Source organism: Nocardia sp. NPDC050408 (assembly GCF_044458905.1).
In the GTDB taxonomy this organism is placed as follows: Bacteria; Actinomycetota; Actinomycetes; order Mycobacteriales; family Mycobacteriaceae; genus Nocardia.
In genome coordinates this window covers 39,569-58,656 of the sequence record NZ_JBITIL010000032.1, presented here as the reverse complement: position 1 = coordinate 58,656, position 19,088 = coordinate 39,569, and the positions used below count along the sequence as shown (strand labels likewise).

At 62.6% G+C, this 19,088-nt stretch carries 21 protein-coding genes and 1 pseudogene; 16 read left to right on the top strand and 6 right to left on the bottom strand.

Going from position 1 to position 19,088, the window contains the following annotated elements; genetic code table 11:
- Positions 1-348 precede the first annotated feature (348 nt).
- Together ACIBJI_RS40570 and ACIBJI_RS40565 are read left to right on the top strand one after the other, a co-directional pair.
- Positions 349-747: a hypothetical protein gene (locus tag ACIBJI_RS40570; RefSeq protein ID WP_397088412.1), complete on the top strand. Its 399-nt coding sequence runs from the start codon at positions 349-351 to the stop codon at positions 745-747.
- On the top strand, positions 728-1,129 hold the full coding sequence (locus ACIBJI_RS40565) for a pentapeptide repeat-containing protein (RefSeq protein WP_397088416.1): 402 nt from the start codon (positions 728-730) through the stop codon (positions 1,127-1,129). The genes ACIBJI_RS40570 and ACIBJI_RS40565 overlap by 20 nt, the downstream gene beginning before the upstream one ends.
- A gap of 154 nt (positions 1,130-1,283) precedes the next feature.
- On the opposite strand, the gene ACIBJI_RS40560 is transcribed toward ACIBJI_RS40565, so the two are convergent.
- The 4 genes from ACIBJI_RS40560 to ACIBJI_RS40545 form a co-directional block, all read right to left on the bottom strand.
- Complete coding sequence (locus ACIBJI_RS40560) at positions 1,284-1,952, bottom strand: hypothetical protein (RefSeq protein WP_397088410.1); 669 nt, start codon at positions 1,950-1,952, stop codon at positions 1,284-1,286.
- A gap of 3 nt (positions 1,953-1,955) precedes the next feature.
- Entirely contained in the window at positions 1,956-2,183 is a 228-nt protein-coding gene (locus ACIBJI_RS40555) for a hypothetical protein (protein WP_364357776.1), read from the bottom strand.
- 279 nt (positions 2,184-2,462) lie between these two features.
- On the bottom strand, positions 2,463-3,536 hold the full coding sequence (locus ACIBJI_RS40550) for an HNH endonuclease (RefSeq protein ID WP_397088408.1): 1,074 nt from the start codon (positions 3,534-3,536) through the stop codon (positions 2,463-2,465).
- 171 nt (positions 3,537-3,707) lie between these two features.
- On the bottom strand, positions 3,708-4,112 hold the full coding sequence (locus tag ACIBJI_RS40545; protein ID WP_397088406.1) for a TerD family protein: 405 nt from the start codon (positions 4,110-4,112) through the stop codon (positions 3,708-3,710).
- Positions 4,113-4,776: 664 nt separating this feature from the next.
- On the opposite strand from ACIBJI_RS40545, the gene ACIBJI_RS40540 reads away from it, so the two are divergent.
- Positions 4,777-5,877: a hypothetical protein gene (locus ACIBJI_RS40540; RefSeq protein ID WP_364357770.1), complete on the top strand. Its 1,101-nt coding sequence runs from the start codon at positions 4,777-4,779 to the stop codon at positions 5,875-5,877.
- A 1-nt stretch (position 5,878) separates the two neighbouring features.
- Positions 5,879-7,021 (top strand): hypothetical protein, encoded by a 1,143-nt coding sequence (locus ACIBJI_RS40535; RefSeq protein WP_397088403.1) that lies wholly within the window; start codon positions 5,879-5,881, stop codon positions 7,019-7,021.
- A gap of 223 nt (positions 7,022-7,244) precedes the next feature.
- Here ACIBJI_RS40535 and ACIBJI_RS40530 read toward each other — a convergent pair whose 3' ends face one another.
- On the bottom strand, positions 7,245-7,457 hold the full coding sequence (locus tag ACIBJI_RS40530) for a hypothetical protein (protein WP_364357764.1): 213 nt from the start codon (positions 7,455-7,457) through the stop codon (positions 7,245-7,247).
- Positions 7,458-7,616: 159 nt separating this feature from the next.
- On the opposite strand from ACIBJI_RS40530, the gene ACIBJI_RS40525 reads away from it, so the two are divergent.
- From ACIBJI_RS40525 to ACIBJI_RS40495, 7 genes and pseudogenes are all read left to right on the top strand, one after another.
- Positions 7,617-7,964: a type VII secretion target gene (locus ACIBJI_RS40525; protein ID WP_364357761.1), complete on the top strand. Its 348-nt coding sequence runs from the start codon at positions 7,617-7,619 to the stop codon at positions 7,962-7,964.
- Positions 7,961-8,263, top strand: a complete 303-nt coding sequence (locus ACIBJI_RS40520; protein ID WP_396956428.1) for a WXG100 family type VII secretion target — start codon at positions 7,961-7,963, stop codon at positions 8,261-8,263. The genes ACIBJI_RS40525 and ACIBJI_RS40520 overlap by 4 nt, the downstream gene beginning before the upstream one ends.
- 87 nt (positions 8,264-8,350) lie before the next feature.
- Positions 8,351-9,571, top strand: a complete 1,221-nt coding sequence (locus ACIBJI_RS40515) for a hypothetical protein (protein ID WP_397088400.1) — start codon at positions 8,351-8,353, stop codon at positions 9,569-9,571.
- Complete coding sequence (locus ACIBJI_RS40510) at positions 9,568-9,909, top strand: HEAT repeat domain-containing protein (protein WP_364357752.1); 342 nt, start codon at positions 9,568-9,570, stop codon at positions 9,907-9,909. Before ACIBJI_RS40515 ends, ACIBJI_RS40510 begins: the two co-directional genes overlap by 4 nt.
- Before the next feature lie 1,313 nt (positions 9,910-11,222).
- Positions 11,223-11,804, top strand: coding sequence for a hypothetical protein (locus tag ACIBJI_RS40505; protein ID WP_364357749.1), 582 nt, complete (start codon positions 11,223-11,225; stop codon positions 11,802-11,804).
- 624 nt (positions 11,805-12,428) lie between these two features.
- Positions 12,429-12,767, top strand: a complete 339-nt coding sequence (locus ACIBJI_RS40500) for a hypothetical protein (RefSeq protein ID WP_364357746.1) — start codon at positions 12,429-12,431, stop codon at positions 12,765-12,767.
- A 167-nt stretch (positions 12,768-12,934) separates the two neighbouring features.
- Positions 12,935-13,125: pseudogene (locus ACIBJI_RS40495) on the top strand (nucleotidyl transferase AbiEii/AbiGii toxin family protein); the annotation flags it as partial.
- 266 nt (positions 13,126-13,391) lie between these two features.
- Here ACIBJI_RS40495 and ACIBJI_RS40490 read toward each other — a convergent pair.
- Positions 13,392-14,536, bottom strand: a protein-coding gene (locus tag ACIBJI_RS40490) for an IS3 family transposase (protein ID WP_397088397.1) whose coding sequence is annotated in 2 segments (ribosomal slippage) — positions 13,392-14,260 and positions 14,260-14,536 — 1,146 coding nt in all. Because the reading frame shifts where the segments join, the coding sequence is not laid out codon by codon here.
- A gap of 88 nt (positions 14,537-14,624) precedes the next feature.
- On the opposite strand from ACIBJI_RS40490, the gene ACIBJI_RS40485 reads away from it, so the two are divergent.
- The 5 genes from ACIBJI_RS40485 to ACIBJI_RS40465 all read left to right on the top strand — a co-directional run bounded on the left by ACIBJI_RS40485 (position 14,625) and on the right by ACIBJI_RS40465 (position 18,961).
- Positions 14,625-15,779, top strand: a complete 1,155-nt coding sequence (locus ACIBJI_RS40485; protein ID WP_397088395.1) for a hypothetical protein — start codon at positions 14,625-14,627, stop codon at positions 15,777-15,779.
- Between the two features lie 102 nt (positions 15,780-15,881).
- Positions 15,882-16,433: a tetratricopeptide repeat protein gene (locus tag ACIBJI_RS40480; protein WP_364357740.1), complete on the top strand. Its 552-nt coding sequence runs from the start codon at positions 15,882-15,884 to the stop codon at positions 16,431-16,433.
- A 791-nt stretch (positions 16,434-17,224) separates the two neighbouring features.
- Entirely contained in the window at positions 17,225-17,578 is a 354-nt protein-coding gene (locus tag ACIBJI_RS40475) for a hypothetical protein (protein ID WP_397088393.1), read from the top strand.
- A gap of 307 nt (positions 17,579-17,885) precedes the next feature.
- Positions 17,886-18,284, top strand: coding sequence for a hypothetical protein (locus ACIBJI_RS40470; protein WP_364357734.1), 399 nt, complete (start codon positions 17,886-17,888; stop codon positions 18,282-18,284).
- A gap of 5 nt (positions 18,285-18,289) precedes the next feature.
- A complete protein-coding gene (locus tag ACIBJI_RS40465; RefSeq protein WP_364357731.1) occupies positions 18,290-18,961 on the top strand; it encodes a TetR family transcriptional regulator in 672 nt (223 codons plus the stop codon).
- Positions 18,962-19,088: the final 127 nt, after the last annotated feature.

Genomic DNA, 19,088 nt, shown 5'->3' with positions numbered 1-19,088 from the left:
CTGAAGGATCACGCGGTGGCCACCCAATTCCTGGTTACGACACACCCTGCGCTGCAAGGGCGTTCAGGTCGTACACCATCTTCCTGGACTCAACCTCAATGCGCCTCCAGTTCTCACTGTAGGTGGAAGATGGGCGACGTGAGCTCTCCGCAGAACCGGCAAGCCCCACGGCGCAAGATCCCTATTCGCACAACACGATTGAGAAACCCTCGTCCTGCACGCCGTCGGCCACCGGCAAGAACGTTGATGCGGCCTCGACCGATCGCGAAGCGACCGCGGCGCGTCGCGAGTGTCAAGCCGAAGCAGCTGAGCCGCTTCAGCCGTGCGAGGACACGCACACTCGCCGTGTTGACCTGGGACGGTTGGCTGAAACTCGGTGCGATCGCAGCAGCGGTCGGTGTTCTTGGGGGCCTTTGGTTTACAGCTCACTCGTTCGAGTTTGCTGGCAAACAGGTCGAGATCGCTAACAAACAGGCCGGGGTCGCAGAACAGACCGAGATCACAACAAGGTTTTCGAAAGCGGTCGAGCAACTGGGCAGCCAGACCATAGATGTTCGACTCGGCGGCATTTACTCGCTCGAACGTCTGACGCGAGATTCGGATCCAGACCGTTCCACTATCCTTGACGTCCTGGCCTCGTTCGTGCGCAGCCATGCACCAAATGGCAAATCATGCACACGAGAAGAATCCCCAAGGCCAAGCCCCGATGTTCAGGCTGCGCTGAGTCATTGGCCGCCGAAGCGTTGACACATACCCGCTCGACCTCTCCGGGGCCTGCCTTCGCGGAGCCAGCTTGATGCGTGCCAACCTTCGACTGACTTGGTTCTATCTGACGGACCTGACCGATGCCCAGTTGGTGGCAGCGGATCTGCAAGACACCACCTTCATCGGATCCGACTTGAGCAACACCCACTTGGAAGGCGCGAATCTGGGGCGCGCACGACTCGCCTACTCGAACCTCGATGGCGCCAAGATGGCCGGACTAGGAGTGCGCCGCGGCGAGGATTTCACCAGGCCGACAACCCTGGATGACGCGTACATCGAGGAATGCCACTACGACAAGGACACGGCTTGGCCTAGCGGTTTTCCCCAACCGCCGCAAGGACTTGGGAGCCACAAAACAGGATAATGAGACATCGGATTGCCTGAGGTTCCGCCACTTTCGTGGAGGGCTCTGACGATCAGGATGCCAGTGTGCGAGTGGAGTACTCAGTGCCTGTTAGCCAACTGCTCATTTCCGTTGTCGGGCCAGGTGGCGTGATATGAGCACGACCAGGAATGCCCTATTGCGAGCGCGACGACCCGAAGCAGCCAGGTCGTCCGGGAGTGGAACACGGTCTGAACGATGCTGTCGAGTGATGGCTGCCGTCGACGACTGCGGCCATGTAGCGGTCGATGTCCTCGATCGCGGGCAGGCCACTGGCACGGATCGCCAGCGGGGCATCGGCGCACACTTCAGGGCGTGCGCAGACCTGATTGAGAGTTGCCACCACCGAGTCCGCCACGGCCAGCCAGGTGTGTAGGAATCGCAGCTGCCGGTAGAGGCGGTAGCTGCTGGTGGCCTGTGGCAGGAACAGTTCCCGGCCGTCCCAGCCGATGGATCTCGTTGCGCGAGCAGCCATTGCATCGAGGCTGCGGCGGTGAGCGCCCTGGTCGTAGCTGCTGCGGGCAAGGTCGGCCGTGACCGGCGCCAACGCCGCGTGGGAGGGTCGGAGCGCTGTCAGGCGTTGCCAGGTGCGGTGCAGGTCACGCCGTAGCCGCACAGGCAGCTCGAAGATCACCAGCACGTCGGCAGGGATCTTGCGCCGCGCCTGCTTACCTGCGGTCGGCGCATTCTGGAACGTGCCCCACACGCGCCGCTGCAGCGACCAACCGGGCAGCACGCCCAGGCGGACGCCCGGCATCGGGTGCTGGTCGTCGATGTACAGCTCGAAGACCCAAGATCGCGCCACGCGTCATCGGTCTCTCGGGTGTGCGGCCTCGCATTGGGTGAATAGCTCCGCCATCGCTGCCAACGGGTGTTGCCATTTGGCGGTTGCTTCGTCCATGCGGCTGAGGGCCGCGCCTGCTGCGGGCGTGGGCGAATCCCCGACACGGCGCACCCACGGCCACAGATCCTGCTCGAAAACGGCCATCAACTGCGTCGCCTCGTCGATGATTTCGGTGGCGATCGCTCGGGCCATCAGCTGTGCGATGTTGGCGTCGGACGTGATCCGGCGGCCTTCGACGGATTCCTCGAAGTCCAGGGCGTCGTCGCTGCCCTGAAGGCGAACGCAGCAGCCCAGCCTACCTTGACTTGCTGCTGCGAATCACCCGCGTTCTCGACCTTGGCTTGCTTGTCGCAGCCATCGGCGTCCTTGGCTTGCTTGTCGCAGCCATCGGCGTCACCGGTAACGCGGTCGAGCTTGATCCTGCTCTACCTGGCACGCCGGTGTTGTGCAGAGCGTGGTGGTTGCGTCTGATCAGATTCGCGCGCCTTTTTCGAGATTGCATCTGCGGCAGAGGATCTGGAGATTTCCGACGCTAGTCGCGCCGCCTCGACTCAACGGTATGACGTGATCGAACTCGAGGTAGTGGCTATCGCCGCATTGGCAACACTTGCCGCCATCTCTTTGCCAGACTTCGGCTTTTATGTTTGGCGGTATCGAGCGGGTGTCCCGTTGCCCTGGAGCGAGTACGAGTCGCTTCGCTATCCGTAATGCCCCTTCGAGCACGGCCGCAACATATTCAGGGTCTGGGACGCTGTATGTTCCACCGCCGCGGGCCGTAGTCGCGGAGATAATGATATTCCCGTACTCGCTCGCTATCGAAACAATTTTCGCCCATGGAAGCTCGGTACCTGCTCCTGCCCCGACGAATCGGAACTTCTTGCTACTGCCGATAATCCTGCCGCTGTTGTGCCGCGGCCCACTTGCCGTGTATTTGATCTGTACTGCGTTGACGTCGATGTACGGTGTTTCGTCAGCTTCCAAATGTAGGTCCGATCGTTGTACGCGGGGCAGCTCGCCAGCGCGAACCTGGGTGAGCGATCGGCCACGGAGCATGCGTTGTCGAAGTTCGTTGACACGCGATTGGGCGACGCCCAGATCGACAGCCAATTGAAGATCAGTTACCGCTTGCTGAAAGCTGTCTAACTCGTGTTGCTCGATTTCGTCATCGGCGAAGGCGAAGGCGACCATCCGCTCCAGATAGCCGATTGCGAGTGGCCGCAATGCTTCCCGACCGCTTGTTTCGTGGATCCGCTGGAAGCGGAGGGCGATCCATAGCTCGTTCCATCCTGTGCCGCGCGGACCAGAGGTGGTCAGCACCTGCCACGCTTGGGACCGCCACATTTCCATGAATCCGTTCACGTCGGACTCACACCAGCGACACGGTGGTGGGGTACCGAAACGCGGCACTCGTTTCGCTCGGCCGCAGCGCTCGCAGATGGCCGGATCTACTGGAAACACCTGCCTGATTTCGTCGGTCCAGGTTGCACCGTTCCACCAGCGAAGACGATTCGAATCGATGGAGTCCGGATACCATGCGGGCTCCATATGCGGTGGGTATTCTTGCGGCGCAGCGTAGTTGGGCTCAAGAGCGGATGGTCCCACCGGAGGCGGGGTGGCGGGCGGGTCGTCGACCTCGACGCCGAACTCCTCAGCTAGTCCACGTAGCCCACTTGCCCATCCCTGGCCGACCGCCCGGAATTTCCATGCCCCGTTTCGTCAGTAGAATTCGCCGAGCACTATCGCTGTCACAGCATCGGGCTGGTCGACCTCGAACAAGATCGGTATGCTGTTCGTGCCCTGGACAGTCAGCGTGAGATCGGAAACATCTCGGAACGATCCCCGGTCGACCGATCCAGAAATGACGATTCGCGAAATGATGCCTTCGACATTAGTCAGGGAGACAGTGAGTTTTGCGCGCCCCACCGCTGACTCGTCCAGCGATACGGCGCCAGTCGGATGTTTCGCAGCGTTGTAGAATACGAAGTCATCGTTCGTCCGAATCTTTCCAGTTTCGGTCAGCAGCAGCGCTTGGGGGTCAACCTCGCACTGGGACCCCCATTCGAGTGTCACGGTCACGGTCGACGCGGTAACTGGAGCGTTTCCGCCACGTACGAGCTTCACGTTGTGCACACCGTTCCCACCGGGCCCGCTGTTACGCGCTGCAGCGGCGTGTCTGCTTTGCTGAAGGAGCCTCGCGTGTCGTCGCCCCTTCCGGGTGCGTGTGGGCAATCGGCGGCGCACACATCGGCTACCTAGAATGCGTTTACCAGACGCGGCCCCCCACTGCGACACACTGGTCCTAGACGTGACTTTTCGCTGATACAAACGGATCTCGGCCGCGACAGCCGCGTCGTAGTCCGGCGACCAACGACGTCGGAGTTTACCGGCGCGGCCAGCGCCCCTTGAGTGAGTCCTGCGTTGGATACGGGGATCGTCGAGCCGTGTGTAGCGTCGCCATGCGCGCCGCCCATTCGGTTTGGTCCGGTCCGAGTGCTTCGAGGCTGGCCAGCTTGCGAAACAGTGCTGTTCACTGTGGTCGGCGAAGTCGAGGAGTTCGACCGCCACGCCCCAGCCGTCGGCGCCGCGGCTGAGCGGATGGCGACCGGTGGGGTCGAACCAGAAGCGATTATGGGCACGGTGACCGCGTCGATGGTCAGGTCTGCAGGCACGAGATACAGGTATATGCCGGGCACGTTATACGCAGCCGCGACGGTTCGTTCGGTCGAAACCCCAGGAGTCGTCGGTGCGTTCTGTGATACTGGCCAGACCGAAAATGCTTGGGAGTGTGGTGAACACGGACGACGAGCCCGACAACGGCCAGTTCGTATTGGAGTGGGCGGAATCTGTTGCGCTCGCGACGATGCAGATCACGATGATGCAGGCCGATCTGGCGGCAACCCGGGACGAGGACGAGATCTCGGCGAAGCGGGTGGTTCGTGACGAGGCGGTAGCACGGTTGTGTACGAAGTTGTCGTCTGTCGAAAGTTCCACCGCCAAGACACAATTCGTATCGGAACTTGTCACCGAGATCGAGTCGAATGGCATCGCTCCCGTTGCGCAGCGAGTAGCCGATCTCGGTCGGCGGGCACCGCGAAGTATCGGTTCCCGCCCCCGGTCGCTGCTGGTGCTGGTCGACCTCGTGCTCTTCGATCCCTGGCCCGCCAAGCGCAAGTGGAATGCATCGGCTCGTCAGGAAATACTGCGGGTATTGACCGCGGGTTTTCCTGATGCGAGGGAATCAGACCTCGACGCGATGCTCGCCGAGCAGAAGGCACTCATCCGTCGGCTCCGCCGCAAGAACGTCCGTTGGGGTCGGGTAGCGGCGGCGGGTGTGCTCGGTCTTGGTGTCGGAGTTGCGACCGCTGGCTGGGCCGCGCCATTGATCGGCACCGCAATCGGCACGGCGGCAGGACTTTCCGGCGCGGCGGCCACCTCGGCTGGGTTGGCTACCCTCGGTGGCGGAGCGATCGCGGCGGGCGGCTTCGGTGTTGCCGGTGGTACGGCATTGGTCACCGGTGTCAGTGGCGTCGTGGTCGCGGGTGCAGCCGCGAGCGGTGCGCGTTGGACTCCGTTGGCCGCCGGACAGGTCGTGGTCGGGGCGATGCGTTTGGATCTGATCAATCGAGTTGTGCTCGCGGAGCAGACCGATCGGGACGAACAGCGTCGACGGGTGGTGCTGGCGCTGCATCAACGGTTGGAAAGCCTTGTCGCGGACCGTGAGTTGCTGATCGCGCGGATCGGGCGCCTCAGCGCCGATAACAAGCGACTCACGGCGGAGAACCGGCGGCTGCGCGACGAACTGCGCCTCGAGCGCGATCAGGTCGAAATGGTGGAGAGTGCAATCGAAGTCGTGCTCAGCCGCATCCCTGAATCGGCTGTGAGTTAAGATGGACGATTCATTTGATCGCAATCTCGATACCATCAGTCGGCGGATGGCCGAGCTCGAGGCCGCCACCGAATCGGCGCTCACCGACGGCGATGTGGTGATTGTTCGCGGCGAGCCGATGCCTGCTTCCTACGCCGAAATGACCGAGATCAACGATCAACTGCGCGCCGAATCCGGTTGGTCCGAAATAGATCTCGACGCCGCTCTCATACCCGGGCAACGTGCACAGTTCGAGAGTTGGCGGGCGCGCCAACGCATCGCCTGGGATCACGATGATCTGCTGGCGGTTGGTGTCACGGGCATCATCGGAGCGCTTGCGGCGTGGTTCGATTCGGCGCTGGATCGTGCCGTCGTCAAATCGATGGAGCCGATTCGACGCACCAAACAGATGCGGGCCTGGGAACGTGCCGGAAAGCGGCTGCCGATCGACTACACCGGGCCGGGATTCGGCGGGCGAGCACATCGTGTCCGCTCTGCCGGACACGATCTTGCCCGGCCGTTCGAGGCGCTGCGGCAGATCCGCACCGGCGAATTCCGTGGGGTGCGTTGGGATCACGGAGAGAAAGAAACGATCTCGAAATCGGGTAAGTTCCGTGAGGTCGAATCCACCCCGGAGGCGTTGGTACTGTGGCTCAAGCATCTCGCCGCAGATCTGGTGACACCGATGAGTCTGCCGCTGCCCGGGTCATCGTTGTTGTACGAGCTCGACAATCGAGATCTGCGTAAGTTCGCGCACGCGGTCTACCTCGGCCCTTCGGCGGGTAATGGGCTCAACATGCGATCCGGGGTCCTGACGCCATCGCTGAGTGTTCTGGCCACCGAAGTCGTCCTGCGAACCCACATCCATGCGAAAGCGTACGTCGTTACTGGCAGCGCCGATCTCGACGAGCGGCGTCAAAGGCTGCGTGCTGAACTTCTCCTCGCCGCGCACGCATTGGCGGGCGCCGCGGCGGCGGGCAAGACGCTGACCCGGTTCGTCACACTGGATGACAAACAACGCTGGACAGCGTTGCGTCACATGAATATTCCACTGGCACTGCGGATCGGTTGCCTAGCTGTCGAGAACGCGCGCGCGACGCGAGCCCGTCAGCAGTCCAGCGCCGAAGGATGGGATGAACTCGAGCGAATGCTGGCCGCAGACTAGCAAAAGGCAGCGCTCCAAGCGGCATGTCATCGAGCTTCATGATTTGTGGGCTGGGCCGATATTTCGGCACGACGTGAGCGTCCGCGACTTCAAGTGGTTGTCGTGAAATTGACCGGGGCACGGGCACGTAACGAGCCAAACGCCGCGGTCGAATACCACGACAATGCAGCCGGTGCCGCTCATCGATGTTGCTGGTCGTCGGTTCTCACCGGGTGGGTCGGATCTACTGGTGACCGTGGATATCGAGTCTGGGACGGGGTGTGAGTTCTCCGATGCGCGCCAGTGACAGATCGCAGCGATCGAAGAAGCGCAGGACATCCAGCAACGTCTCCACCACCAGTCGACCCCCAACCCAGTAGCGAGATAGCGTTGCGTCGGTTTCTGCGGCTCGCCGGACCAGCACCGGATTGTGCGTGGCGCAAATCGCGATCGGCAACGCTATCTCCCCGAACCAGAGCCACGATCGCGGCGGTGTGCTGATCGGTGTACAGACTGTCCACCCTGGGCGCATTCCGCGCTGAATACATATGTCCGTGCGGGCATGGCGGCGAGCAGCCTCGACGGTCTGACCGAAAGATAGGTAGTATTCGGCGGCATGAGCGACGGGGGTACGCCAGCTTCGGGACAGAACCTCTCGGTGGTACCCGAGAAAGTGCGCGAAGTGGGGGAGGAAGTATACGAGCTGTCCACCGCGATGCAGACCGCGCTGGGTTCAGCGGCCAGGGACGTCGAGTCGCTGGTCAACGGAACGTGGAAGGGCAACTTGGCCAACGAGTTCGCCGATGGCTGGAACGACATCCGCGACGGCGGTGGCCAGATCATCACCGCGCTGGCCGGGTTGGCTGAAAAGCTCGGGGTCACAGCCTCAACGTATGAAAACCTCGATGGCAGCAACGCGGAAGTGCTCTATAGCGCGAGTACGTCGAGCTTGGACCTGCCATGAGTTCAGAGGAGTTCGAGGTCGACCTGGACCACCTGGATGAGGTCGCGATCCGTCTGTCCGCCCTCGCCAGCGCTATCGCCGAACATCTCGATGCGATCGACGCCAAGGTCGCGACCTTGGCGGGAACGGGTTGGGACGGTGTTGCCGCGCAGGCATATTCGGATGCTCATCGTGAATGGGCAGCCGGGGCAAGAGAATTCGCCGAAGGTGCCCGCGATATCAGCGAGGTGGCGCGCAAGGCACACACCGGCTACACGACCGCGGTCGAGGAGAACTTGAAGATGCTCCGAGGGGGATGAGCGGTGAAGGTCAACTGGCGGACCTACTACGAGGCCGCCAAGCAATGCCACGACCTCGCCGGCGAGCTGCGGCACGCCGATAAACCCGTGCACGACGCGGTCAAAGGCGAGTGCGCAGGTATGGCCGGTGACGCTCCCGGCTGCAAACAGTGGGGCGAGGCGTACGACCGTTACGCCCGGGACACGATGCAGACCTGCACCGACCTGGCCGATGCGCTCACCAATCTCGGCAACATTCTCTACGCCAACGGGTACAAGTACGGGAAGGCCGACAACGCCAACCCTGAAAGCCCGCCTCTGCAACAGGTATCCGAGTACAAGGTCACCATCCCGACCTCGGTTCATGACAACGGCGACGGCGTCAAACACAACGGTGGCGTCGAGGAATTCTTCAACGAACTCACCTCGAAGATCGTTGGCACCTTCGAGAAACTTCCCAACGGCGACGTCGACAAGCTGTCGAAGGCCGCCACCACGTGGAAGACCTTCTCCACCCACGCCACCATCACCGGCGCACCCGCGAAGATCGCCACGATCGCCGCGTTGTTCGACGACATGGACGCCACCGAGAACCGCACGATCATCCAGGAACATTTCGGCACACTGAAATCCAGCGCCGACCTCCTGGTCTCCGCGTCCACCAACGTCGCCGCCCCTGTCGCGGATTATCACAGCTCGACAGTCGAAGTCGGTGACGGTATCAAGACGGCGATGACGACCTTCGCCTGGGCTGTCGGGCTGTTGGTCACCGGCGCCATCGTTGGTGCGATCTTCAGCTTCGGCGGGAGTATCGCTGTCGCCGGCGGTGGTGTCGCCCTCGCGGTCGAGGACACGATCGCGACCCTGCGCGGCCTCTACACGACGAAACGTCTCTTCCAGATCCTCGAGATCACGCTGGCCGCGAGCGTCGCCGTCGGCGTTATCGACGCCTTCGGCAAGGTCCCCGATCTCACCGAGTCCCTCGCCAAGCTCGCGGCGATCATCGCGTTGAAGGTCGCAATCGATGGTGAAGAGAAGAAGCTGACCTTCGAGCCTTCTCCGAAACATGGTCCAGAGCAACGAGGTAACGCTGCGCCGGAGCCGACGCATCCGCAGGAGACACTGGACAAGTCTTTACAGATCAAGCCCACCTCCTCCCGCCGCGTAGGCTTGGACTCCGAAACTGGGGAGTTCGACGTGTTCGATGAGACGTATCCGGAATCGGGGATCTTCCATGGCCACAAACGTGCATGGGACGAGCTGACACAGGAGATGCAGAACGCCTTGATCAAGGCGGGCGTGGTGAACAGGAAGGGCAAGCCGCTGTGAGTACGTACCAAAGCCTCGAACCGATCGGCCGGAACGAGGCGATCGCGATGCTCGATTCGGAGGACAACCTGGCGGTTTCGCAGGCCATACTGCGGTTGGCTCTTCACGACCCTGATGGCGGATGGGTCACCGACCGCGCGCTCGCCCTGCTCGAGAATCCGGACCCCAATGTTCGCTCCGGTGCGGTGACGGCCCTGGGACACATCGCGCGTATTCACAGGGCCATCGACACCGACCGCGTCGTTCCTGCGCTACGCGAACTCGTCAACGACCCGATCATCGGTGGTCGCGTTGAAGACGCATTGGACGACATCACCGTCTTCGGGGGACGGTCCTAGATCCCCAGCGCTGGCTGACAACAAGCAGGTGACCTGGCTGCCGGGTGGGATATAAGCGAGCCAGCGGATATCCGAATTTTGTTCTGCTACCGGCACGGTCACCGGGACCGGCCGTGGCTATCACGTCTTGGGATTCCACGGCGCTCGAGTGCCGACCGAACGGTGGTGTGGGCGACGTTCAACCGGTCGCCAATGCGGTTCAGCGACTCGCCGTGCTGGTAGCTGGTGACGGCGTGGTCGAGTTCGCTGGCGTAGGACGGGTCGTGGATCAGGAACCACTGGCAGATCCGTTCGAACCTTCGCGGCGGGGAAACGTCGTCTGCAGTTGCTCATGCTCTCAACAGGAGGAAACCGCCGCGTGCCATCACTGACCGAGCTTCTGGACCAGCTGGATCTATAAATTGCTAGTAGATTGCCAAAGTCATCAATGGGTCGGCGTGTCGGTCGGCGACATGCCGGAGAGTCTTCGGGAACTCGTGCCGGGTTGCAGGCGGGGTTCATGGTGCAAGCGGCGCCGCCTGTAGGGGCTATGCCCTTTTCGATCCTCGCCCTGCGTGCGGACGTCGTCTGCCATCGCGGTGAACGGCAGACTCTGTGAGGGACGACTCGACCAACGACACGCAAACGTCACGCTTTCAGTGGGAATTGACTGGATTCAACGGGATTTGTTGGGATCTTAATTTTCGGCATCCATGCAGCTCACGGGCACTATTGGGAACTGTCAGGAACTCAGAAACATCGCCTACTCAGAAACGGCAGGTTTCTGGTTCGAGTCCAGATGGGGAGCATAACTACCAGGTCAGGCACGGTCACCGTGCCTGACCTGTTTTAGTCTGCGGGCTGCTACCAAAAATACGCCAAGAATTCCGGGCCAAACTTCCTGAGGCGCTGTCACCGTTTCGCCTGTGGGTATGGCCCATCGGCCTGTCGCCTCTGGCTCGACGGCCCGGTCGGTTGAACGTCGCAGGTTCGTGCCCTCGGCGGGATCATCCACAGATGCGAACCGTACCGACCAGCATCTTCTTCTTCGTGGAGAGCTGACTATTGAAGCCGAATTTCCATTGCGATAGGCAGTGGGCCTCAGAAGCTCGAACATCGAACAGATCGACTGATAGCGTGAGCTTATGGCCGCTTGCGAGGCGGCCGTGCTCGAATGCTAGCCGGGGTGCGTTCCACTGGTGGTTGTGATCGCGTTCGCACGGTTCGCGTATAGAGCCCGCTGGTGTGCCTGGCGGGGGCTGGAGCTAGTGGGTCGTCTCATGGGTCGACACCAAAGTCTGTAGTTAATCCGTTGCCACGGATAGTATTTGGCCGTGTTGTCTCAATTGCTCGGCACGTTGGGTGGGGTTGTGATCGGCGGTGGGATCACCTTTCTCGCCTCTTACGTCAACGAGCGGTCGAAGTGGAATCGGAGTCAGGCTGCGCGGTGGGATGAGCGTCGATTGCAGGTGTATTCGGAGTTCCTGATCGTCACCAGGGGGATGCACACCTTGGCTGGCCGTTTGGTCAGGATACGAGCGGGCGAGACCGACACGTACGGGATCTCGTTGCAGGAGGGCATTGTTCAGCTCGGTGAGCTCGAGCGTGAGCGCATTCAGCGGTGGCAGGAGGTGCAGTTGCTGGGCAGTCCGAACGCGGTGGCGATAGGGGATGAACTCAACAGGTGCACATGGACTTTGGAATGGTTCGCGTACGGAGAGCTCGCCGGTGATGATGATTGGTTGCTGATTGTTCGAGAGGCTTACCGTCTGCGTAAGGACTTCAGTGTGGCCGCCCGTGAGGATCTCGGTGTCAGCGATACGAGTGTGGCGGTTCCTGTGTGGCGGGATGGGTGGACGCCGCGGGATCACATGATCGTGGTCCGGGGGAGGGCGCAACCGCTCCCGCCGGCCTAGTCGTCGTGCAGTCCGGGTGGAGGATCTCTACGCCAAGGCCATCTTCGGAGGTCGGCTGAGCTGGCATCCTGTTCTTTCGGTGCTCTGAGCTGGGGTGCTCGAGCTGACAGCAACCCCCCATGATGCGAACCTGCGACCGGCGACCTGGGGTTTCTCTGATGCGGTGGTCGGGTACTTGATGTGGGTACCCTGCCTGACCTGGTGAAAGGTCAAGGTCGGTGGTGCCCCGGCGGGGCGCGGTATAGATGGGAACAGGACCGACCAGCATCTTCTTGCTGGCCGAGTGGTTATCGAGGTTGATTTCGCCCTGCGCGGCGGCAAGCGCCAGGGGGTCATTGGCGTTGAGACTTCCTAGTGGCGGGTGGGTCGTTGCTGGGGTCGTCCCGTAGACGTGGATCGCCGATCGGCAGGGTTCAGGGACAGCCGGCCAGTAGTATGCATTTCAGTGGTTAATAGCCTACTAAATGCATACTCTCTGGGAGGTGGTGCTGGTGGCTGGGCGTCGCAACACCTTGTTGCCCAGTGAACTCTGGCGGGCACCGCTTCGGACCGTGCGGCCGCAGGACTTGGCTGGCATCTACGCTCAGCCGCGGCCCGAGGGTCGCGCGGCTTGTCGGTCAAGGTGTGCTGCACCGCGTTGCTCACGGCTACTACATCATCGTCCCGCCGGACTTCGTCGGCCGGACCTGGCTGCCTGGGCTCGAGGCAGCCGCCGCAGGTATTGCGTCGTCGATTTACGGGCCGGATCAGGCGATTGTCATGGGTATCAGCGCAGCGCGCATGCTGGGAGCCGTACCTCGTGGGCTGGCGACGGCGGTGATCGCGGTTCCGAACCAACACCGGCCGATCGCACTGACAGACCGCTCGGCGCAGGTTCGTTTCGTCCGTCGTGATACCGACACACTCGACGCTGAGCGCGTCGAAACGCCACTGGGCCCAGCGCTGGTCACTACTCCGGAATAGACCGTACTCGATCTTGCCCGTCGCCCGGAGCTGGGCAATGCCGAGGCGGAGGTTCGTTCGGCGATCGCGACGCTCTACCGCGGTAGAGATTTGTCGAGACTTACACAGCTCGCTGCAGATCACCGTCTGGGCGCGGCACTTCGACGTGTGGAAGGTTGGGTCGGGGCATGAGTTTCGGCGAACGTGACAGTGTCGCAGTGCGATTCGGGGTTCCCCGGAGCAGGTCGAACGCGACCATCTGATCTCCCATCTGCTAGCGGCAATCAGCCGCGGGTTCGGTGATCGGGTGCACTTCATTGGCGGAACTGCTCTTGCCCGTACGCATCTGGTGAGTGGCAGGCTAAGTGAAGACATCGATCAATGGGTGCTGTCGATGTTCGAAGTCGCGTGCACTGATGTTCGAAGTGGCTACACGCGGACGGGGTGTGGTGCATGCTCAGCCTGATGCGGATGGCGTTGGCCTGTCGCATTTTTCAAGCATCAACGCTGGTTTCGGTATCGCTGGAGTGGCGTGTGTGGGCGGCGTAGGATCCGGCAGTCAGAACTCAGAACATCGATGGCCGCGCCCGTGGCCGGTCCCCGATGATGCGACCATCCGGTCTTTGAGTCCGGGGTCGATCGGTTTCAGTTCATCTCGCAGACCACGGGGTGATGGGTGTGGCTGCAGGTGGCAGCGTACTCGGCCGGTGTCAGGTAGCTCAGTGCCGAGTGTCGGTGCCGGTGGTTGTGGTCGGTTTTGAAGTCGCCGATCACGACCCGGGCTTCGAGCAGGCTGGTCCAATGGTTGCGATTGAGGCATTCATGCCGCAGCCGCCGGTTGAACGACTCGATGTAGCCGTTGTTCCAAGGTGTTCCGGGTGGGATGTAGACGATCCCGACGCGATCAACGCAGAACTGTTGCAGCGCAGCCGAAATCATCTCCGGGCCGTTGTCCATGCGTAGTACCTTCGGTGGCCCGCCGGTGGCAGTGAACACGCGCTGCAGCTCGGCGACCAGCCGCTCGGCGGTGATCGACCGTTCCACGACGTGCAGTAGCGACTCGCGGGTGTGTTCGTCGACCATCGACGCGATCTTCACCGCCCGCCCGTCGACGGTCGAATCGAACTGGAAGTCCAACGCCCACACCGTCTTGCGAGCATCGGCGTCGACCACCGGCACCGAGGATTGCCCGGCCCGTTTCCGTGGCGAATGCGCACGGACCTGCAGACCTTCTTCACGCCAGAGCCGATGGACCCGCTTCTTGTTCACCGGGAAGCCCTCGTCGAACCGCAGTGCCGCCCATGCCCGCCGGAACCCGTGGCACGGATGTTTGCCAGCATACGAACGCAGCCATGCCCGCGCACCGGCGTCAGGATCGGCGGGTGTTTGCGCGGCCGGCAGCCGCCGATACGTGGATCTGTGCAGCCCAACTACCTTGCACGCGAACCGTTCCGACATGCCCATAGCCTGTTGAAGCATGTCGGCGGCGCGCCGCTTGGCGGCTGGGCTCAGAATTTTCCCCGCGAAATCTCGCGCAGCGCGTCTTTCTCCAACTCCGCATCGGCGAGTAGCCGCTTCAACCTCGCGTTCTGTTCGCGCAGCTCTTTGAGCTCTTTCGCCGCATCGGTATCCATGCCACCGTACTGGCGGCGCCAGTTGTCGAGTGTCGCAGCCGATACTTCGAGGTCAGCGGCGATCTGTTCGCCCGTCCGCCCTTCCGCGGCGAGCTCGTCGGCACGGCGCAGCTTCCGCACGATGTCCTCCGCGGAATGCCGTTTCCGTCCTGCCATGTCCTTCAGTGTCCCTTCCAGACCCAACCAGGGCCAACAAGGACCCTAAAACTGGACGGACTCATTCACCGGGGACAGGCCACCCGGTATGGTTCCGCAGCAGCCGGTCGACTTCATCACTCGTGCGCCGTTGGGCCGGTTACGCAAGCTGGTGCACCGTTCGCCGGTCGTCGTGGTGGTGACAGGGATGCGGGGTGTCGGTAAAACCGAGCTTGCCGCCGCTTATGCCCGCGAGGTGTTGACCGGTGATGGTGAGGGGTTGGTGGGGTGGGGCAACGCTGAATCCCGGGGTGTGTTGTTGGAAGGGCTGGCAGCGATCGCGCAGCGTCTGGGTGTGGATGACCCCAATGGTGATTCGGAGATCTCGGCGCACCGGTTGCGCGAGTTCTGGACCGGACGCCCGGTGGCGGGATTGCTGGTGCTGGACAATGCCACCGCACCCGATGAGGTCAAAGCGTTTCTACCGGCCGCGACCGGGATCAAGGTGGTGATCACCAGCACCGAACACGCCTTCACCACCCTGGGCGCCGCACTGGATCTCACGGTCTACACCCGCCGTGAATCGCTGCGCTATCTGAAGAAAGCCACCAAGCTCGCCGATACCGACGGTGCGGATCGGGTGGGCAGGGAACTGGGTGATCTGCCCTTGGCGTTGACCCAGGCCGCGGCCACGATCGACCGTCTGGGTATCGACTACGAGACGTATCTGGGGTTGCTTGCCGGATTCGGGGACCAGGCGTTCACCCGGATAGCGGGGCACGAATACCCCTTGCAGGTGCATCGGGCGATCCTACTGTCGATCGCTACCACCGAAGCCTCCAGTGGTGACCCCGCCTTGGATACCGCGGTCCGAGGCGTCCTTGAACTCGTTGCGATGCTTTCGCCTGCGGGTGTGGCCCGCGACCTGCTGCCCGATTATGGCGGGCGCCGCGATGAAGCCGTGGCCCGTTGCGTGCAAGCTAGTTTGCTCACTCGCTCGGTTGATCGGACCGCGGTCGTGATGCACCGGCTCGTCGCCCGCGTCATACGCGACCGCGCCGACAGTGACCAGGCCCGGGCGCGGTTGCTGGGCAATGCCCTCGACGTGATCGAACCCGGCCTGTTCGACCGTGGTCAGGCTTGGCAGCGCCGGATCGAAGGCGCTGGGCTTATCGACCACATCGACGCCATCACCGCCACCGGGCTGACCGGCCTCGACCCCGACAAACACAGCCCGCGTGGTCAATGCACGGATCTGGGCTAGCAATCAGCTGACCGCGGCCGCGGACCTCGCCGAGCGATCGACTACACCCGCCGAACACTCCTCGACGCCGAAACCCACCTCGGTGCCGAGCACCGCCACATTTTGAGTACCCGCCACAACCTCGCCGACGCCTATCGGAGTGCGGGGCGGCCGGGTGAGGCGATCGCCCTGCTCGAGCGGTTACTCCCCGATCGGGAGCGAGTGCTGGGCGCCGAGCACCCCGACACCTTGAGCACCCGCTACAACCTGGCTGGCGCCTATCGGACGGCGGGCCGACCGGGTGAGGCGATCGCCCTGCTCGAGCGGTTGCTCCCCGATCGGGAGCGAGTGCTGGGCGCCGAGCACCCGGGTACCTTGACCACCCGCCACAATCTGGCTGGCGCCTATCGGGCGGTGGGGCGAGCGGACGAGGCGATCACCCTCTACGAACAGGTGCTCCCCGATCGGAAGCGGCTGCTGGGCGCCGAGCACCCCGACACCTTGAGCACCTGCCACAACCTGGCTCGCGCCTATCTGTCGCTAGGGCGCACGGGTGAGGCGATCACCCTCTACGAACAGTTGCTCCCTGTTGTGGAGCGGGTGTTCGACCACGATGCTCAGATTGTTCGCGGGTTGCGCGAGCGACTGGCTGCTGCGGATAATCGGCCGGTCTGAGTAATCGAGGGCTCAAATTCCATTTGTCTAGTTGAGGTGCACCCCAACACCACAGCCCGACCGGCGCGAACAGCGTCAAAATATAGTCAGTTGTCGAGATTCTTGAGCTGGCGATCGACGCTAGCCACAAGGTCCATCAGCAGGTCGAGCGTGAGGCTAGGCTGGACCCGACCAGCACTCCGAGCAACTGATCCACCGAATGTGGTTCCTGCACAACAAACTCAAGCTGACTTTCCGATTCAGCGAACATGGGCACCGGCGGCAGGTGATCGTGATATTCCGTGAGGGCCGGGCTGGCTGTCGCACGGTCTGCGTGAGCAATTCGCAGACTGACCGGATGTCGGAGCGGTGGCCGGTCGCATCATCCAGCCGGCGACGTCACGAGGTGCCGCCAGGGTGTTCACAGCTGCTGATGGGGTGACGTCGCGCCAGGTCTCTACCAGCCGCCGCACCGACCGATGGCTGCCGGTGTAGGCGCGTTCCCGCAGCTCCTCAAGTAGGCGTAGCGCATTCGTGCACCCTGGTCCCAGCGTTGCCGCAGGCAGGGTGTGCTGTCCGACTTCAAGAAGACAGCCATCTCACGCCTCGCGGCGCAGCACGACGAAATCACAAGGCTGCGAACCACTTTGGCAGACCGAGGCGACGTTCACCCCTTGCCGCTCCCGCCGGCAAGACACGTCACGCAACGATCAACCCGACAACAACCCCCGCCGAACCGATGATCACCTGATCGCGGCGAACGATAACGACAACAACGAAAATCGTTGCCCTCCAACAGAAAGAGCACCCGAGTGTTCGTTTACCGATTGACCGAACCGATCGACTCCTTCGGCGGACTCATCCCGATGGACGACTGGCTCGTCGGCGACCCCGGCCGGGCAGCCTGGGCGCTGCAAGCCGTTCTCGCTCTCGCCGACGCCGCTGACGCCCCTGGCTGGCAAGGCGACATGCGCCATCTGCCCATGGTCGGAGGCCTGCCTGCTCCGGCCCTGCGTGTCAAACAGGGCAACAACGGAGACTGCTTCGTAATCAGCGCCACCGACGACATCCATCGACTCGATGCGCGTGCACTCTCCGTCGAAGTGGCCAACCGGCCTATCGGAGCGTGGTCGCTCGACGACGACAGTCACGAGCCCCCGTTCTGACTGTCGTTTGGCACCGTTGTGCTCACCACGTTGCCAGTCGTGGGACCACCGACAGCAGGTGATCCACTGAGAGAACATGTTCCAGATACGTTTATTCGGACCGATCATGGCTCCGGAAGCGGAGTGATGAACATTGGCATGGGGCGCGGTGCCGGTTTGATGTCCGGCCCGTTTGCCCAAGCATGCGCTCCCGAACCGGACAGGCCAGCTTTCCCGGCACGGTGTCGCGGCACTCACACTTGAACGTGTTCAACAAACAGCCTAGCCTCGTAGTTGAACACGTTCAAATAAGTGAGGAGCTGGGACAATGAACCTCGTCGTCGCCACATACGCGGCCTACGCGACCATCAGCTTGGTGCTCACGTTCTGGGTGGCACGCACCCTGCACAGCACCGGCGCACGGTTTCTGGTGGATGTCATGAATGGAGACAGCGATCTCGCCGAAGTCGTGAATCATCTGCTGGTCATCGGGTTCTGGCTCGTCAATGCGGGCTTCGTGGCGCTGGCGTTGCGCATCAGCGGCCCAGTCATCGATGCGCGCGCCGCAGTCGAGGAACTCGCCACGAAACTCGGCATGGTTCTGCTGGTGCTCGGCGGTATGCACTTCGCAAACCTGATCGCCCTGAACAAGATCCGCCGCAGCAGGCACCAGGAGAAGCAGGTCACCGTCCCTCCCGTTCCGGTCGCCGCAGCCACGCTAGCCTGAGCCGCATGACCCGCCCCGAGCCCGCGACCGCGCGCGGAGAGGAAACTCGCCAGCAGATCATCGACGCCGCCCTGCGTCTGTTCGAGCAGAACGGCTATACGAAGACCACCATGCGCGCGATCGCGGGCGAAGCCGGCGTCAGCGTCGGCAACGCCTACTACTATTTCACTTCCAAGGAACACCTGGTTCAGGGCTTCTACCAACAGATCCAGACCCTGCACGAACAGCGGGTCGAGCAGACTGCCCGCGGCGACTCTCTCGCCGCCCGGTGGCAGACGATGGAACTGGCCTTCGTCGACGTAGCCGCCCCCTACCACGAGTTCGGCGGTAAGTTCTTCGCCAGCGCCGCCGAGCCCACCAGTCCGCTCAGTCCGTTCAGCGACGAAAGCCGGCCTGCCCGAGAGGCATCCACCGCCATCATGCGCAACCTGGTCATCGGCAACGACGTCAAGGGTGACAAGCGGCTGATGGCCGAGCTGCCGAATCTGCTGTGGCTGGCCCACATGGGCATCGTCCTGTTCTGGGTCCACGATCGCAGCCCCGACCAGGAACGCACCCGACTGCTGGTCCGCCGGATCGCCCCACTCGTCGAACGCGTCGTGGCGCTGTCGAGACTCCGTCCACTTCGTCCCGTCCTGTACCCAGCCCTGGATCTCATCGAGGACCTCGACAACTAGACGTATATGCCGACGGAGGTAGCGGCCCAACGTGGAGGCGCGGTCAGCCCACGTCCAGACCTGGACGCACAACGTATCTCCATGCGCTGGTCGCGCTGTTCAGAGCGGCCACACGGAGGCTGACCGA

What these genes read in the sequence shown, in the direction of transcription:
- ACIBJI_RS40465 (WP_364357731.1), top strand. Translation starts at nt 18,290, where the DNA reads ATGACCCGCCCCGAGCCCGCGACCGCGCGCGGAGAGGAAACTCGCCAG.
- ACIBJI_RS40520 (WP_396956428.1), top strand. Translation starts at nt 7,961, where the DNA reads ATGAGTTCAGAGGAGTTCGAGGTCGACCTGGACCACCTGGATGAGGTC.
- ACIBJI_RS40470 (WP_364357734.1), top strand. Translation starts at nt 17,886, where the DNA reads ATGAACCTCGTCGTCGCCACATACGCGGCCTACGCGACCATCAGCTTG.
- ACIBJI_RS40525 (WP_364357761.1), top strand. Translation starts at nt 7,617, where the DNA reads ATGAGCGACGGGGGTACGCCAGCTTCGGGACAGAACCTCTCGGTGGTA.
- ACIBJI_RS40535 (WP_397088403.1), top strand. Translation starts at nt 5,879, where the DNA reads ATGGACGATTCATTTGATCGCAATCTCGATACCATCAGTCGGCGGATG.
- ACIBJI_RS40555 (WP_364357776.1), bottom strand. Translation starts at nt 2,183, where the DNA reads ATGGCCCGAGCGATCGCCACCGAAATCATCGACGAGGCGACGCAGTTG.
- ACIBJI_RS40550 (WP_397088408.1), bottom strand. Translation starts at nt 3,536, where the DNA reads ATGGAGCCCGCATGGTATCCGGACTCCATCGATTCGAATCGTCTTCGC.
- ACIBJI_RS40485 (WP_397088395.1), top strand. Translation starts at nt 14,625, where the DNA reads ATGGTTCCGCAGCAGCCGGTCGACTTCATCACTCGTGCGCCGTTGGGC.